At 61.4% G+C, this 16,500-nt stretch carries 15 protein-coding genes; 12 read left to right on the top strand and 3 right to left on the bottom strand.

Going from position 1 to position 16,500, the window contains the following annotated elements:
- Positions 1-191: 191 nt before the first annotated feature.
- From X268_RS22065 to X268_RS22055, 3 genes are all read right to left on the bottom strand, one after another.
- Positions 192-1,154 carry a UDP-glucuronic acid decarboxylase family protein gene (locus X268_RS22065; RefSeq protein WP_128926871.1) on the bottom strand — a complete coding sequence of 321 codons (963 nt, stop codon included), beginning with the start codon at positions 1,152-1,154 and terminating at the stop codon, positions 192-194.
- Positions 1,155-1,320: 166 nt separating this feature from the next.
- Entirely contained in the window at positions 1,321-2,070 is a 750-nt protein-coding gene (locus X268_RS22060) for a glycosyltransferase family 2 protein (protein WP_128926870.1), read from the bottom strand.
- Positions 2,071-2,082: 12 nt separating this feature from the next.
- Positions 2,083-3,483 carry a capsular polysaccharide export protein, LipB/KpsS family gene (locus X268_RS22055; RefSeq protein ID WP_128926869.1) on the bottom strand — a complete coding sequence of 467 codons (1,401 nt, stop codon included), beginning with the start codon at positions 3,481-3,483 and terminating at the stop codon, positions 2,083-2,085.
- A 142-nt stretch (positions 3,484-3,625) separates the two neighbouring features.
- Here X268_RS22055 and pseG point away from each other — a divergent pair, with 142 nt between their 5' ends.
- From pseG to X268_RS21995, 12 genes are all read left to right on the top strand, one after another.
- A complete protein-coding gene (gene pseG, locus X268_RS22050) occupies positions 3,626-4,735 on the top strand; it encodes a UDP-2,4-diacetamido-2,4,6-trideoxy-beta-L-altropyranose hydrolase (protein WP_128926868.1) in 1,110 nt (369 codons plus the stop codon).
- A 139-nt stretch (positions 4,736-4,874) separates the two neighbouring features.
- On the top strand, positions 4,875-5,534 hold the full coding sequence (locus X268_RS22045; RefSeq protein ID WP_128926867.1) for a formyltransferase family protein: 660 nt from the start codon (positions 4,875-4,877) through the stop codon (positions 5,532-5,534).
- Positions 5,527-6,219 (top strand): formyl transferase, encoded by a 693-nt coding sequence (locus tag X268_RS22040; protein ID WP_128926866.1) that lies wholly within the window; start codon positions 5,527-5,529, stop codon positions 6,217-6,219. Before X268_RS22045 ends, X268_RS22040 begins: the two co-directional genes overlap by 8 nt.
- Positions 6,216-6,884: a PIG-L deacetylase family protein gene (locus X268_RS22035; RefSeq protein ID WP_128926865.1), complete on the top strand. Its 669-nt coding sequence runs from the start codon at positions 6,216-6,218 to the stop codon at positions 6,882-6,884. The genes X268_RS22040 and X268_RS22035 overlap by 4 nt, the downstream gene beginning before the upstream one ends.
- 96 nt (positions 6,885-6,980) lie before the next feature.
- The gene (pseI, locus tag X268_RS22030) at positions 6,981-8,090 is read left to right on the top strand and encodes a pseudaminic acid synthase (protein WP_128926864.1); all 1,110 of its coding nucleotides are present in this window, start codon (positions 6,981-6,983) and stop codon (positions 8,088-8,090) included.
- Positions 8,083-9,477, top strand: coding sequence for a surface carbohydrate biosynthesis protein (locus tag X268_RS22025; protein ID WP_128926863.1), 1,395 nt, complete (start codon positions 8,083-8,085; stop codon positions 9,475-9,477). The genes pseI and X268_RS22025 overlap by 8 nt, the downstream gene beginning before the upstream one ends.
- 3 nt (positions 9,478-9,480) lie before the next feature.
- Positions 9,481-10,989, top strand: a complete 1,509-nt coding sequence (locus tag X268_RS22020) for a lipopolysaccharide biosynthesis protein (RefSeq protein ID WP_128926862.1) — start codon at positions 9,481-9,483, stop codon at positions 10,987-10,989.
- A gap of 177 nt (positions 10,990-11,166) precedes the next feature.
- The gene (locus tag X268_RS22015) at positions 11,167-12,021 is read left to right on the top strand and encodes a hypothetical protein (protein ID WP_245477597.1); all 855 of its coding nucleotides are present in this window, start codon (positions 11,167-11,169) and stop codon (positions 12,019-12,021) included.
- Positions 12,022-12,379: 358 nt separating this feature from the next.
- Entirely contained in the window at positions 12,380-12,946 is a 567-nt protein-coding gene (locus X268_RS40070; RefSeq protein ID WP_245477595.1) for a class I SAM-dependent methyltransferase, read from the top strand.
- A gap of 123 nt (positions 12,947-13,069) precedes the next feature.
- Positions 13,070-14,407 carry a DUF6418 domain-containing protein gene (locus X268_RS22005; protein WP_128926859.1) on the top strand — a complete coding sequence of 446 codons (1,338 nt, stop codon included), beginning with the start codon at positions 13,070-13,072 and terminating at the stop codon, positions 14,405-14,407.
- Between the two features lie 19 nt (positions 14,408-14,426).
- On the top strand, positions 14,427-15,275 hold the full coding sequence (locus tag X268_RS22000; protein WP_128926858.1) for a GumC domain-containing protein: 849 nt from the start codon (positions 14,427-14,429) through the stop codon (positions 15,273-15,275).
- Positions 15,276-15,290: 15 nt separating this feature from the next.
- Positions 15,291-16,499, top strand: a complete 1,209-nt coding sequence (locus tag X268_RS21995) for an HAD-IIIA family hydrolase (protein ID WP_128926857.1) — start codon at positions 15,291-15,293, stop codon at positions 16,497-16,499.
- Position 16,500: the final 1 nt, after the last annotated feature.

The following is a 16,500-nucleotide window of genomic DNA, read 5'->3' as shown; positions in this document are numbered from 1 at the left end:
CGCGATGAGATTTAGATGAATCGTCATCGCGCTTTAGGTTGTTGTTTGCGCATGATCATTCCCGGAAAACCGCTTCGCACTTTTCCGGATCATGCTTTGGGCTGAAAAGTGCACCCGCCAAGCGCCGCAGTCGAGATCGCGGACTGAGATGATGTTCGAGAGGCAAGCCATCGTGGGAGCCGTGCATCAAATCAGGCGAACTCGAGCGAGTGCTTGAAATAGGCAATCGTCTCCTTCAGGCCGTCCTCGAGCGCGACTTTCGGTTCCCAATTCAAGATGGCCTTGGCCTTGGTGAGGTTGGGTTGCCGCTGTCGCGGATCGTCCTGCGGCAGCGGCTTGAACTCGAGCTTGGAGCGCGAGCCGGTGAGCTTGATGACCTTCTCGGCCAGCTCGCGGATGGTGAACTCGGAATTGTTGCCGAGGTTGATCGGACCGGTGACGTCTTCGTTCGTCGCCATCAGCCGGGTGATGGCCTCGACGAGGTCGTCGACATAGCAAAACGAGCGAGTCTGGCCGCCGTCGCCGAACACTGTAATCGGTTCGCCCTGGAGCGCCTGGACGATGAACGACGACACCACGCGGCCGTCGTTGGGCTGCATCCGCGGCCCGTAGGTGTTGAAGATGCGCGCGATCTTGATCGGCAGGCCGTGCTGGCGCCAGTAGTCGAAGAACAGCGTCTCGGCGCAGCGCTTGCCCTCGTCATAGCAGGAGCGGATGCCGATCGGGTTGACGTTGCCCCAATAATCCTCGGTCTGCGGATGGATCAGCGGGTCGCCATAGACCTCGCTGGTCGAGGCCTGGAAGATGCGTGCCTTGAGCCGTTTGGCGAGGCCCAGCATGTTGATCGCGCCGTGCACCGAGGTCTTGGTGGTCTGCACGGGATCGCGCTGGTAATGGATCGGCGAGGCCGGGCAGGCCAGGTTGAAGATCGCATCGACCTCGATATAGAGGGGGAAGGTAACATCGTGCCTAACCGCCTCGAACAGCGGATTTGCAAGCAGATGGGCAATGTTGCGCCGGCTGCCGGTGAAATAATTGTCCGCGGACACAACTTCGGCCCCGGCCGCGAGCAGTCGTTCGCAGAGGTGCGATCCGATGAACCCGGCGCCGCCTGTCACGAGGATGCGGCTGTTCTTGTAGCTTTCAAACGGCATCATCGGTTCCAAAATACCCGGCCGGGCAGCTTGAGGAGTGGTATCGGCAACGGCCGGACTCGCCAATAGCCAAATGGCTTAGAGAGAGGTAATTAAACACCGCTACTGTGCATGGGGTTGTTTTCGCACTTTTTCAAACCGGTCGTCCCGCGGTGCCGCGATCAGCTTAGAACTCTCGCCGCTTCAACCACGCCCGCGCGCCCCAATGGCCGAAGCACCAGGCCGATTTGAGCAACGGCAGCTGCTCGATGTTGCGATAGATGTTCCAGACCCATTTGGCAGAGCGCACCGGGCGGCTGGAGACGGACGAACCTCTGACACGATAACGCGCCAGGTCCTCGTTGAGGCCGTGGGCAATGTGACCGCGGCGGAGGATAGACAGCCACAGGCAAAAATCGTCATAGCCCTCGTTGGTCATGGCGACGGGACCTGAAATCTCGCGGTCAACCAGCGCCGTCAGTGTCGCGATTGAGGTGTTCTTCAGGAGCTGGTCATAGCTCAGCTCTGCCGGCACTTCGATCAGCCGGCCCGCCATGGTATTGGCTTCATCGATGCGGCGAAACGCGGTGTAGCTGAGCGCCGCGCGCTTGTCGCGGGCAAAGGCGAGCTGGTGTTCGAGCTTCGTGGGCAGCCATAGGTCGTCGCTGTCGAGGAATGCGAGATAGCGACCTTCGGCCTTGTCGATCGCCGCCTGGCGCGCCAGCGCCGGACCGCCGTTCTTCGGCATCCGGATCAGCTTGACGCGCGGATCGCGCGCGCCGATCTCGGCCACGATCGCGGGCGTGCGATCGGTCGAGCAGTCATCGGCGATCAGCAGCTCCCAGTCACCGAAGGTTTGGGCCTGTACCGAAGCGACTGTTTCCTCGATGAAGCGTTCGACGTTCCAGGATGGCGTGATGATCGAGACGAGGGGCATCTCGCAATCCATTCAACCGGCAACGGCGGTCTCGACTACCGCGGCGCGCAACGAGTCCGCGAAAGTGTCGAGCTGTGTGGCGTCGCTGATATAGAGCTCGCCCGGAAACGACCGCCGCCAGGCGGCCTCGAAATAGGGGGCGCCCCTGGCCGGGTCGAATGGGCCGTCCCGCAGCGCCTCGCGCAGGCGTGTCGGCACGTCGCGCAGGCGGTCGGCGGCATAGATCAGCGGACATGAGCTGTAGAAGGCGTCACCCATCACCACGACCGGCTTGCCGAGCAGGAGCGCCTCAGCGCCGGATTTGCTGTTGACGGATATGACGGCGTCGGAGCGGTTCAGCACGGTGTAATTGTTGGTCTGCGGCGGCAGCAGCACGAAATTGTCGAAGCGGCGCGCCAGCTCGAACAGGCGATCGGCGGAGATCGCGCCGATTTGGGCGGGGTGCTCCTTCGCCACCAGCACGTGCGAATCCGGAATCGTCCGCAGCAGGAAATCGACGGTCGCAACCTGATCGAGATAGTCCGGCGAGCGCAGGGTCAGGGCCATGTCGGCCGGCACGTGGAAGGGATAATAGACGAACCGCTTGTCCGGGATTGGACGATAGAGCTTCTTCAGCCGTGTCGCGTTGAGTGCCATCGCGGCATGCACGCGGGCGTGGCGCAGATTGTGCCCGAATTCCTGGTGCTTGCCGAGCGCGAACTGGTCCCAGAGTTTCTCGGCGAAGCGGCGCGAGTTGCGCAGGTTGACCACCTTCTTGAAGGCCGCCGAATAATGATGCTGGTCCTTCTTGGGGATAACGATGGCCTGCTGCTTCAGGGTGTCGTCGAGATAGCTGCGCACTTCGCGCGACACCTCATCCGCAGGTCTTGCCATCACCTGCGGCGCGGCAAGACTGTCCGGCGTGAAGTACATCCGGCCGCGGAAGAATGACGGCTCGATGAACCAATTGCGGATACCGCGACGCTTCGCAGCGTAGAAGCTCGAGATCACCGAGAGAAAGCCGCCGAGCTCCTGCACCAGCACGGCATGCTTGCCTTGCCCCGCGAGACGGTCGAGCAACGCCTCCATGGCGTTGGCGTAAATCATGAAACGCCGGCGCAGCGCCGCGCTGTCGCGGATTCCGAAAGTGAAGCGCTCATGGCTGAACAGGAAATTGGAGCCGTCGAGGCCATAGGCTTCGATCCGTGCATCAAAAGCCGCCCGCTCATCGGGCGAGGGGCCGGCCTTGAGGCCCTCGCGGTACATGTTCGTGACCGGCACGCCCGCGGCCGCCGCCATCTCGGCGCTGCGATCGTCAAAGGCGAGCAGTTCGACCCCGCATCCTGACGCGCGCAGACGCTGCGCCACCGGAATCCAGAACCGGGTCTGGTATTCGGCAAGCGTCGTGATCAGGATCGTCTTGGAGGAGCTCATGGTAGGTTTGCAGTACGCTTGGTTGCGGTTTCCGCATATAGAAGCTTGCGCGATAGCTCAAGGGTGGATTGAAGTGAGTTCCGGTCCCTGATTGTGGTAGCCGACGGTCTCATCAGCTACGATCGCGGGCAGGACAAGATCGTTGGTTGGGTTCACGAACAGCATGCAGCGAGTCGTCTTTCGCGTTGACGCATCGGTCCAGATGGGTATGGGGCACCTCACCCGATGCCTCACGTTGGCGAATGCGCTCGCCGAAAGGGGAGCGAAGTCGTGCTTTCTCCTGCGCAGCCACGCCGCGGGATTGAGAGCATTCGTCGAAGGATGCGGACACGATGTGCGCCTATTGTCGGATCCGCCGGGGGGCCGTCCCGAAACGGACGACGCCGGCCCGTATGCGGATTGGCTGCCGACGACATGGCGACAGGACGCAGAACAGACCTCGCAAGCCATGGACCGGATCGGCGCGGCCGATTGGCTCATTGTCGATCACTACGCCCTCGATTTTCGCTGGGAAAGCGCATGTCGGCGCGATGCCTTGAGGATTCTCGCAATCGACGATCTGGCCAATCGCCAACATGATTGCGACGTCCTGCTCGACCAGAATCTCGTTCGGGAGATGCACACGCGCTATAAGGACCGTGTGGCCGAGACCTGTACGCAGCTGCTTGGACCGCGATATGCGCTGTTGCGCCCCGATTTCACCCAGCAGCGTCGCCTGTTGACAGCCCGCAGCGGCCAGATTGGCCGTATTCTGGTCTGCTACGGGGGCTCCGATCCCACCAATGAGACCGCCAAAGCGGTGCGAGCGATCGCGAGCCTCGCGACGCCGTCAGTTAAGGTGGATGTGGTCGTCGGGCCGACCAATCCTCATGCGCATGCGATTGTGCAATTGTGCAGCGGGTTATCGGGGGCACGGGTCTATCGGGGGGCTGACAACATTGCTGAGTTGATGCGTCGGGCCGATCTGTCGATCGGGGCCGGCGGGGGGATGAGCTGGGAGCGCTGTTGCCTCGGCTTGCCTGCCGTGGCGGGGGACATCGCCGAAAACCAGGTCGGTGCGCTGACGGCCCTGGCTGATGTGGGAGCGGCGCTTTATTTGGGTTCCGCGCCGGCCGTCACGATTGAGATGCTTGCCGAAAGTCTGCTTTCGCTGCTCGACGATGCGCTTCGCGTCAGGGCAATGGGGGAGGCCGCTCTCGCGCTGGTCGACGGCGAAGGGCGGAACCAGGTCGTGGCCCATATGCGCAACTAGGTCGTTGATTCTGGGCTATAATTCCGCCAAGTGTCCAAAAATTCCGGGGGGTGGGCAGCCAGCTGGTGGCCAAATCGGACTTTCGTGCTAAAGGCGGGACGAAACTCGAGAATCCCGCTGTTCGGTCCGTCGGTTGAAGATGAAGATTTCGATCCTCTGCTCCAGCGCGTCGCATCCGGTCTACCCTTATCTGGAGAACTGGGTCAGCGCGGCTTCGGCCACGCATAGCGTGGAGCTGGTGCAGACCAAAGCGAAACTGAGCGGCGGCGACATCCTATTCCTAATCTCCTGTCACGAGATCATTTCGCGGCAGGATCGTGCACGCTACGGGGCCGCGCTCGTCATTCATTCTAGTGACCTGCCCGAAGGCCGCGGATGGTCGCCGCAGAACTGGCAGATACTCGAAGGCAGAAACAAGCTCGTGGTCTCGTTGCTGGAGGCCGACGACAAGGTCGATTCGGGAGCGATCTGGGCCAAGCGGCCTGTCGAGTTCGAGGGGCACGAGCTTTGCGACGAAATCAATCATAGGCTGTTCTCGGTATGGCTCGAACTGATGGATCATGCGGTCGAACATTTCGGACGCGTGGTGCCGCAGCCGCAGGACGGTCGCGAACCCACCTATTACCGGCGGCGGACCTCGGAAGATTCCCGGCTCGATCCCATCCAATCCATTTCCGCGCAGTTCGATCTTCTGCGCGTCGCCGATCCGGATCGCTTTCCCGCCTTCTTCGATTTCCGCGGTCACCGGTACCATGTGCGTATCTCGAAGGTGTCCGTGTCCGAGGTATCCGATGAGTGAGGTTGCTCCGGTCTATTGCGTTGCCACGGTCAGGCCCTGGAACGTCCTGCAGTTCGAAAGGACGATCCGCCATCTTCCCGGGCAATGGCACCTTATTGCAGGGCAGCCGGACCTCACGCTCGAGAAGCTGCAAGCAATCGGACCCAAGGCGATCTTCTTCCCGCATTGGAACTGGAAGGTCCCCGACCAGATCGTGTCCGCATTTGAATGCGTAGCGTTCCATGCAGCGCCGCTTCCGTACGGAAAAGGCGGTAGCCCGATCCAGAATATGATCGAGCGGGGCTTCGAACAGACCAAGCTAACGGCATTCCGGATGAATGCCGGTTTCGACGATGGCGATATCTATCTTCAGCGCGATCTGTCACTCGCGGGGTCGGCGCATGACATTTTCATCCGCATGGCCGAACTGACCGCGTCGATGATCGGGGACATGGTCAGGGAGTGGCCGACGCCTATTCCCCAAGTCGGCGAAGCCATGACTTTCAAGCGCCGGAAGCCGGAGCAGTCCAGGCTCGACGGCAGCAAAACGCTCGCCAGGCTCTATGATCACATCCGGATGCTCGACGCGCCGGAATATCCCAAATCATTCATCGAGATCGAAAACACGCGGATCGAATTCAGCAATGCTGAATTGGAGGACGGCGCGCTGCGTGCCACCGCGACATTCAGAAAGATCGAGCCGTGACCGAAAGGGTGTTGATTGTCGCTGCGCACGCCGATGATGAGGCGCTCGGCTGCGGCGGAACGATGGCGAGGCACGCCGACGACGGCGACTCCGTGGAGGTCGTGTTCCTTGCCGATGGAGTGTCGAGTCGCGGCGACCGGGCGCTTGCAGCTCGCCATGCGTCGGCCGAAAAAGCGTGCAAGATACTCGGTGCAAATGTACCAATGTTTTTCGACTTCCCGGACCAAAGGCTGGACAGCGCCGGTCTTCTGCCGGTGGTGCAGACCCTTGAACCACTGATCGCAAGAATCCAGCCGACGATCATCTACACCCACCATGGCGGCGACCTTAATCTCGATCATCGCATTGTCCATCAGGCGGTGATGACGGCATTGCGGCCCATGCCGGCAAGCACGTACAAAGCCATCTATGCCTTCGAGGTGGCTTCGTCGACCGAATGGGCGAGCTCCGCAATTGGTGAGGCCTTCCGGCCGGATCGTTTCGTATCGATCGAAAGCACGATTGAGCGGAAGATAGAAGCGCTACAGGCTTACGATCAGGAAATGCGGGACTTTCCCCATGCCAGGTCCTATGCTGCGTTGCGCGCTCTTGCTACCTTGCGCGGCGCCAGCGTTGGTCTCGTTGCCGCAGAAGGTTTCGTGACGCTGAGAAGCGTCGTTCGCTAGAGACAGGATTTTCGCAGCGGTGTTTTCGGATTCCGCAATCAGCGCGATGCGCGGCCGGCGACTCCGGGATAGCTGCGACAGACCGAGGAGTAACCGATGAGCACAACCATCTCCATTGCCGGGCGCGAGATCGGCCAGTCTCACGAGCCGTTCATCATTGCGGAGATGTCGGGAAACCACAATCAGTCGCTCGAGCGCGCGTTGGCGATCGTGGAGGCCGCCGCGAAGGCGGGGGCTCACGCGCTCAAGCTGCAGACCTATACGGCCGACACGATGACGCTTGCGCTCGCGCGCGACGAATTTTTCATCGATGATCCCGACAGCCTGTGGAAAGGTCGTTCGCTGCACGAGCTTTACCAGCAGGCCTATACCCCCTGGGAGTGGCATGGACCGATCTTCGACCGTGCGCGCTCACTTGGCATGATTCCGTTCTCGACTCCGTTCGATGCGACCGCTGTCGATTTTCTCGAAGGTCTCGGTGTCGCCTGCTACAAGATCGCCTCGTTCGAGAACACCGATCTGCCGCTCATTCGCAGGGTTGCGGCCACTGGCAAACCCATGATCATCTCGACCGGCATGGCCACGGTGGCCGATCTCGACGAGACGGTGAGAGCTGCCAGGGCGGCGGGCTGCAAGCAGCTCGTCTTGCTGAAATGCACCAGCACCTATCCGGCGACGCCCGCCGACACCAATCTGCTGACCATTCCCCATATGCGCTCGCTGTTCGGCTGCCAGGTCGGGCTGTCGGACCACACGTTCGGCATCGGTGCGTCGGTCGCAAGCGTTGCGCTCGGTGCGACCGTGATCGAGAAGCATTTCACGCTTGCCCGCGCCGACGGCGGCGTCGATTCGACCTTCTCGATGGAGCCGGAGGAGATGGCCGCCCTTGTGGTCGAGACCAAGCGCGCCTGGCTCGCACTCGGCCACGTCTATTATGGTTTGACCGAAAAAGAGGGCAAGTCGCTCGTGTTCCGCCGGTCGCTGTACGTGGCGGAGGATCTCGCCCCCGGCGACGTGCTCAGCGAGCAGAACCTCCGCATCATCCGGCCCGGTCTTGGCTTGCCGCCGAAATATTTCGAGACGCTGCTTGGCAAGCGTGTAGGGCGCGCGGTTCGGCGAGGACCCCCGATGAGTTGGGATCTGCTCTCGTCTGCAGATGATGCGGTCCCGACGCCGCAAGGCGCGGCGAGGAGCGCCCGTGGCTGATCAGCCGCATGTCTGTCTGGTCGTCGATAACCCGCTTCGCGATCTCGAGGGACTGGTGCTGCTCGCGCGGCAACTGTCGACACGCGGCGTGCAGGCTACGCTGGTGCCCATGTACGAGCAGGGATTCGACGTCCCGGCGTTGCGGCCTGATCTCGTGCTGGTGAACTACACGCGTCCCAATAATGCCGACCTAATCAAGTCCTACAAGAGCGCCGGAATCCTCGTCGGCGTTCTCGATACGGAAGGAATTGGCGGCAAGAACGCGGACCAGTTTGCCAGCATGGTGAAGAGTGCGGGCTGCCCCGACCTTGTCGATCTCTACTGCGTCTGGGGGCAGGCACAGTACGCGGCGTTCCTCCGGCAGGACACGGTCGCGGCCGATCGCCTGCGCGCCACCGGTTGTCCTCGCTATGATTTCTGCGCGCCTCCCTGGCGTGCGGCGTTGCCGAAGCCGTCCGTTGGCTCGGGCTACGTTCTCATCAATACGAACTTCCCGACCGTGAATCCGCGCTTCTCCGGCAGCACCTCTCACGAGGAAGAGTCGATGGTCAAGGCGGGCTTCGAGCGCGAATTCGCCCGGCAGTTCATCGCCGACGGCGCCCATGCCTATCGCAGCGCGCTGGATATGGCGATCAAGCTCGCGCAGCACTTTTCCGACGTGCAATTCGTGCTGCGGCCGCACCCATTCGAGAACATCAGCTCGTATGATGCGTTCGCGACTCTGCCGAACGCCAAGGTCATTCAGAGCGGAACGTCGCTCGAATGGATCAGCGGTGCGCGCCTGCTGGTTCATCAGAATTGCTCCACCGCGATCGAGGCCACCATGCTGAACGTCGAGCCGTTGAGCATGGAGTGGTTCAACACTCCGGCTCTGCGCCTCGACGCGGCGACGCGGGTCAGTCGAGGTGCGGCCCGGGAGGCCGAAATGATCGAGCTGGTCCGGCAGGGTCTCGAGGACCGCATGCCGCCGCTGCCTGCCGAAACCGCCACGTTTCGCCGCGAAATTCTCAGCGAGCTCTATACCGCCGTGGATGGCGCGAGTTCTGCTCGCGTGTCCGAGGTGGTGCTCGCGACAATCTCCGCCGGGCGGGACGAGGCGCCGATGCCTGCCTCAGCGCGGCCTTCGGTGCGCGGGATGGCCGCGGCTGCGGTTCGTCGAAGTCTGGGCCACAGGACAAGTTCGTTGCTGCGTCGTGCTTACAGCTCGGCCGAAGGCGAGCGTCGCCGGGACGGCAAGGCGTTCGGCATCGAGACCGTGAATTCTATATTGAAGCGTCTCGATGGGGCTTCCGTCGACGGCAGGCGCTTTGTTGCGCGGCCAGCCGAGAACGCGCGTGTGAAACGCATGCTGAGTGGAGCGAGCGTGCAACTCGCGGAATTGAACTGACCCGTGCTGCGCCGCTTTGTGCATAACACTGCGATCTCGGCCGTTGCCTACAGCTTTTCTGGCGTGCTGGGCCTGTTTGCCGTCGGCTTGATCGCGAAGTCCTACGGATTGGCCGTGCTCGGCCTGATCGTCCTGGTGCGCGGCTTTCTTCCGAGCGGTTTTCTCGTTCTGATCGATTTCGGCGTATCGGAGGTCGCGACCCAGGCGATCGCTCGCGGGCGGCTCGGGGATTGGGCGGCGGCTGGCGAGAAGATATCGCTGTTGACTGTAATCGCGGTGTTCGCCGGCATCGCCTCGAGTATCGTGCTGTGGGTTGCGGCACCCGGCCTTGCTCTCGTTTTCAGGGTGGCTCCCGAACAGGCCCAGGCGTTCGTGTCGATCCTCCGGATCACCGCGCTCGTCCTTCCGATCGCCTTCGTCGGATTGGTGGTCGAGGGCGCGCTCAAAGGCTTCGAGGAATATAGCTGGCTTCGGTTGACGGAAGTCGGAAGCAGCATTCTCTACGTTGGCTCGATCTATCTCGCCTTCTGGCAAAACGCTGCGTTCGAGTGGATTGCCTATGCGTATCTGGGCGCCATGGCTGCAAAATACTTCGTGCTGGCGTTGGTGATCTACCTTGCGGCACGCGGTACTCCGCTGCGTTTCAGCGTCTGGACGCCTGCGAGCCGGCACGATGTCGCTGATCGCTGTTGGCTCATGTTCAACAACAGGATAGCGGGCGCACTACAGCAAACCCTCATTCCGCTGATGATTGGCGCATTGTATGGACCGGTCGAGGTCGGGACCTTTGACCTGCTGACGCGGCTTCCACGGTTTCTGAAGACGACGATGAGCCCTCTTTACTCGGCGATTCTTCCGATCTCCACCCATCTGGACGAGAAAACCGACGTTCGGCGGCTGCAATTGCTGGGGCGGAACGGTCTGGTTCTACCGGCTGCGATCATTGTCCCGATCCTCGTCGTCATCGGGCTCTTCTCCGAGGACATATTGAGGGTGTGGGTCGGCCCGCAGCATGCGGATCAATGGCCCTGGCTTGCCTTGGCGCTGTTGGTTCCTGCCGTAACGGCCATGTTGGGGGCGGGTCAGACAGCGCTGATGGTGCGATCGGATTTTCTCCGCACTAACACGCGTCTTCTCTATTTCCAGGTGCTAACACAATACATCGCCACAGCGCTCGCCGCGGCTTGGTTGCGCGAGCGTGCCTTTCTTCTCGGTTGGGCAATATCCTACATCCTCTTTGCGCCGATCATCGCCCATCGGATGCTGTCCCTCATGGGCCTGCCAAATTCGCTGTTCTGGCAGCAACTGGGCAGACAGTTGCTGGTGGCGGCGATCCTCGCAGCGATGGCGGCCGGCTACAAGATGTACGACACACCGGCGACCTTGCCGGCTCTCGCCGTCGTGGGAGGGGGCGCGTGCATCGCCGCATGGGCGTTGAGCATCGGCCTGATACTGTCCCGTAGCGACCGGACAATGGTCGGCAAATTTGCCCGGGCGTTGACGCAGCGCTGAAATGTCCGGCGCCCCATGGCGTCGTGGAGTTCCCGACCGACACTCTGCGGTTGCTCGCGTTTGGGGGATTTGCTAAGGCCAAATCGCTTGACTGAGCCCATTGGGAACAGCGCGAGTTCTAGATCCGGCAGGGGCGGGGACGGCAAAATGGGATTGATGTCCAGGGCGCTTTGGCACGTGAACCGTTCGCCGCTCCGTTGGGCGGTCAAGACGGGCGTCAGCACATGGCACCTCAGCGAGAAGCAGGAGCGGCGTCGCCAGGCCGAGCTCCTGACCGTATCGGCGCAGGAGAAAGCCAAGGCCGAGGATTTGAACCGGGACGGCTATGCGGTGGTTACCGAGCTGATGGACCCGTCAATCCAGCAGGCGTTCGCGGACGCGGGCATGATGAGGCTGAAGGATATCGAGGGTCTGGAGGCCAAGCAGAGTTCGACTTGGAAGAAATTCTGGGTGCGCCTGCTCGATGCCGAGATGCAGAATGGTCAGCTCAGCGCGGACAACATCTTCGTCCGCTATGCGATGCAGAAGTCGGTTGTCAACGTTGTCTCGACGGCGCTGGGTGAGGTCCCCTGGCTTGACTACGTGCTGTTGTCCTACTCCCGTTACACTGGTGAGAGCCTGGCCTCTTCGCAGCTTTGGCATCGTGATCATGACGACGTGCGGGTGATCAAGTTCTTCAGCTATCTGACCGACGTCGAGGACGACGCCGACGGTCCGTTCACTTTCCTCCCGAAGCAGTCGACGGACAAGTTCGGCTACCCTCTTCTGGGGAGCCACTTCCCTGACGAGCAGGTGTTCGACAAGGTGCCGCGCGAGGAGATCAAGGTGATGAGGGCACCGCGGCTTTCATCCTTCATGGTCGACACCACGAGATGCCTGCACATGGGGAGCCGAATGGGGCCGGGGCATGGACGGCTGCTGTACACCGCGACGTTCTTCTCGTTTCCGCGGATGTTCCCCGGTGCCAAGAACCGACCATTCTTTGCGACGCCGAATACGACGGCGTTCGAAAAGCTTCTGCTGGGCCTGTGATGGATAGGCACTCCGATCTCATGATCAATCTCTGAAAGGGCGTTTGGTGACGTTTGCGCCTGATTTGAAGCCTGCTTCACGGCTGGAGCTGTCGAGAGCCTATGCCGTCGATATCGCGCGCAGCCTTCGTCGGATCGCGTTCAAGAACGTCAGGCGGACGCACGACATCGTTGATGCCGAATACAATTCGGGGGAATGGGGCCGCATCCTATCCGAGCGCGCTTGGCTTCGCGAACGCTCACTCGAGGACTTTCTGGTCGGCCATAACGAGGCATCGCGCCTCGCCAAGGTCGATGGCCGGATCGTCCGGATTTCCACCAGAGAATACTATCGGTACCGGCTGGGCGCGCTCTCGCGGTTGATCGCGCGGCACGCCGGCGAAGAGACGTCGCTCCTCGAACTTGGCGCGGGCTTTGGATACAATCTCTTCTCGCTGTCGATCGACCGGCGATGGACCAGGCTGCGCGGTCTCGACATCGCCCCGAATGGGATCGAGGCCGGCCGGCAGATCGCGGGCCATTTCGGGCTGGGCGACCGGATCAGCTTCGGGCGTATCGACCTGACCGATCCCGCCGATCCTGCCTTCCAGGAACTCAAAGGCGCGACAATACTGACTTATTTCTGCATCGAGCAGATTCCCCATGCCGTCGAGGCCGTCGTTGATCACATCCTGAAAGCGCGACCGGCGCGCGTCATCAATATCGAGCCCGCAGTCGACATGTTGGACCTTTCCGATCCGCGGGACATCGCCAGCCGGATCTACATTCGATCGATGGACTATCAAACCAGGCTGTGGACGCTGCTCGACGAATTGGATCGCGCTGGCCGGATCCGCGTGAGCGCGAGGGAGCGAATGAACTTTGCACCCACCCTGCACAATGACGGATTGCTCTATGCTTGGGCGCCGCTGGGCGATTCGGACTGATCCGGAACCTGCCCACGTCAGTGGTTCGGCGATCCAGCTGTCGGTGGGGATGAGATGCAGGTCTCTTGGTGGAACATGGAGAGCTTGTTTCCAGCGATGCTTTGCATCAGCGTTGTCGGAGTCATGCTCGCAGCCATGGGTCGCATCGCGATAAGCCGACCCGGCCTCCTGCTGATCCTTTTCTTCTTCTTCTTTGCATTTGCCTGGCGGCTCCTCTCCGTTCTCTACATCGACGTGTTCGGACCAGTCTACTCCGAGCAACTCGAGCGCGAGCTCGGTCCAGGATGTGCCGTGCTGCCGCTGGCGGCGTCCCAGGCGCTCGTCCTGGCGGCATTGCTCGTCTCCTTTCGCCCGCGGCGCCTGCGTGCACTTTCGGATGATTCGGTCATCCGGCTATCTGCTGTGCTGAAGACCGGCGATTGGAGTTTGACCGACGCGGCCTTTCGCGTTGTCGGCTTGTTCGTGCTCGCGCTTTGGATCGAGTTGCTGATCCGCGGTCATATCCCGCTGTTCGCGGGCCTCGAGCGCTTCGACTATGCGCGGCTCTACGGCGGCCCCTTGCATCAGCGGCTGTTGGAATGGGGGCCGATGCTGGCATTTCAGCTCGGCGTTCTCCTGTCACTGCCCGCACTCTACGACAAGCCTCTGGACAAGCGCTTTGGTGCATTGTTTGCGGCCTTGATACTGTATCTGTTTGCGGTTGGGCATCGCTTCTCGTCGTTTTATCTCTACCTTTCATTCCTCATGGTTCCGATGGGAGCCGCGTTGCTTGGCAAGCAGTTCAAGGGCCAGATCTCCTTGGCGAAGGTGTTGCGCCGCGTCTGGTTGCCTGCGCTTGGCTTCGTTCTTCTGGTTGGAGTTGCGCTCGTCTATTCCTACGTGGTCGTTCGCGCCGGTGAAACGGTTGCCCTCCAGACCAAACTCGTCCAACGCATCCTGGTTCAGCAGGGCGAGATGTGGTGGATGACATATGAACGCGTCTTCCTGCACAACGACTGGAATAGCGATCATGCCTTCTTCAAGCTGTTCGTGGACCCGTTCAATCCGAACCGCAACTCGACCATGCAATTCCTGATGGAAATTGGACTGCCGCTCGAGCGCGCCCATTTCATCATCGCGCAGGGATCGGCTTACACCGGAGGGTGGCCAGAGGTCCTTTTCGAGCTGGCAGGTCCAGCCGGAGGCCTCTGTCTCGTCGCCATCTCGGCCATACTGTTCTCCGAATTCATGTTCCTGTTGACCCGCTGCCTCGTGGAAGAGCGTTACGTCACTTGTTTTTTTCTGACTCCGATCTTCTACGCGCTTTCGATCTTCCTCGTGTCCGGGATGGTCAATTCGTTCATACAGGTCACATTCATGATAAAGATTGCTGCCGCTATCTTCGCATATGTTCTGGAGGACAGGTGGCGCTGGAGTATGATCACGGCTACGGCTTCGGTTGCCGGCAAGCCCGTCGTGTGAGACCGGAAGGAATAGCAGTATGAGTAATGCACAGCCGCAGATATCTATTCTCGAGTATTTCGGCGGACTGTCGACGTTTCTCGATCGCTCGGTCCGGAAGCGGTTGGGCATGATCGCGATAGGAACGCTGGCGGTCATGTTCGCGGTGTTCCTCGTCAGTCAGATGGCGCCCGCGACCTATACCGCGACGGCCGGGGTTCGCCTCGCTCGGGTCGACGGCGCGGATCTGATGACGCCGCAGGCGACGGCCGCCCAAATGAATCAGCGGATGTTCCTGGTTCGTGCCCTGGGCGCCTCGGGTGCGGTAGCCGGTCCCGACGACCGGGGTCGGAGCCTCATCCTGGATAGTTTCAACGCACGTCCGAATGTGGCCGATGCATTGACGCTCGTCGTGACGGCGGCGAGCGAGAAGCAGGCCCGAGATGCGTTGGAGGCCGCGGTCAACGAGTTGAACAAGGAGCAGGAGAAGCTGCGCGCTCCCTTGGTCTCCGAGCTCAGCGCTCAACTTGCTCTGGAAGATGAAAACATCGTTAGCCTGACTCGAATCCGAGAATCCTTGGCGACTAGCGATTTGATCTCGCCCTCCGCACCCGGCGATGCCTCCGCGCTAGTGCTGCGCCGCGTGTGGCTGCTGGATCTGACGACGAAGAACGAAGAGAGGTTGGCTGCCGCAAACGCGGAGCGGCGCAGACTGGTGAGCAGGATGGGACCGTCGAAGACCTATCCGGCATCCCTGAGCGAGGACGTGATAGTTGTCCAGTCATCGCCTCGAGCCATCCGACATGCGATCTTTGCCGGAGCAATTGCATTGCTGGCTTTGCTCGTGTACGCCATGATCCGCATGCCGGGCTCTGCCCGCGCACACTAGGGGCGCCGCGCGAACATGTTGAGGCAGGCCGTCATCCTGGTCGGTGGTCTCGGGACACGGCTGGGGGAGCGAACCCGGCTCGTTCCCAAACCACTGCTGGAAGTCGCCGGCAGACCCTTTCTCGACCATCTGCTCGACGAGTTGACGCGCTATCCGACGGTCGAGGAGGTCGTGCTGCTCGCCGGCCACCGCGCCGACGTCGTCGTCGAGGCCTACCACGGCAAGCGCTGGCGCCATGCTTCGGTGACGGTCGTTTGCGAGCCAGCGCCGTGCGGCACGGGTGGTGCGTTGAAGCATGCCGCTGGAGTGCTGCAGGATCGCTTTTTTCTTCTGAACGGCGACTCCTGGTTCGATTTCAACTTGCTGGATCTCGCCCTGCGCGCGCGGAGTTCGTCCGCCATCGTCCATATGGCACTCAAGCGTGACCAGGAGGGAGATCGCTACGGTCGTGTTGTGCTCGAAGGGAGTCGCGTCAGGCGTTTTCTCGGAGCCGGTGCCCAGCCGAACGGGCCGATCAATACGGGCGTCTATTGCATCGACCGGGCAGTTCTCCGGTATATTGACGAACTGCCATGCTCGCTGGAGCAACAGGTGTTTCCGAGGCTGGTCGCCGAAGGACAACTCGAGGCGAGTCTCTACGACGGCTTCTTCATCGACATCGGCATCCCCTCTGATTTCGAGCGGGTCCAGCACGAACTCCCGGAGCGGCGACGCCGCCCAGCGGTTTTCTTCGATCGGGACGGCGTGCTCAACGTCGACAAGGCCTATGTGCACCGGATCGAGGATTTCGAATGGATCGACGGCGCACGCGAAGCGATCAAGCTCTGCAACGATCTCGGGTATTACGCCTTCGTCGCCACCAATCAGTCGGGAGTTGCACGCGGCTATTACGGCGTCGAGGACGTTCACCGCCTGCATGACTGGATGAGCGGAGAACTCGCGGCGGTGGGCGCTCACATCGACGACTATCAATATTGCCCGTATCATGAGGAGGGCACGATTGAGGCGTTTCGGCGCGTCAGCGACCGGCGCAAGCCTGCTCCGGGCATGATCATCGATTGCATGAACGGTTGGCCCGTCCGGACGGAAGGAAGCCTTCTGGTCGGTGACAATGATCGCGATGTCGAAGCGGCTCCCGCCGCCGGGCTGCCCGGGCACTTGTACAAGGACGGCGACCTGGCGGCATTCCTTCGCCCGCTGCTCAAGGCGACTGCGGCGCCTTAGG

The organism is Bradyrhizobium guangxiense (genome assembly GCF_004114915.1).
Classification (GTDB): Bacteria; Pseudomonadota; Alphaproteobacteria; order Rhizobiales; family Xanthobacteraceae; genus Bradyrhizobium; species Bradyrhizobium guangxiense.
This window is presented reverse-complemented; position numbering and strand designations above follow the sequence as displayed.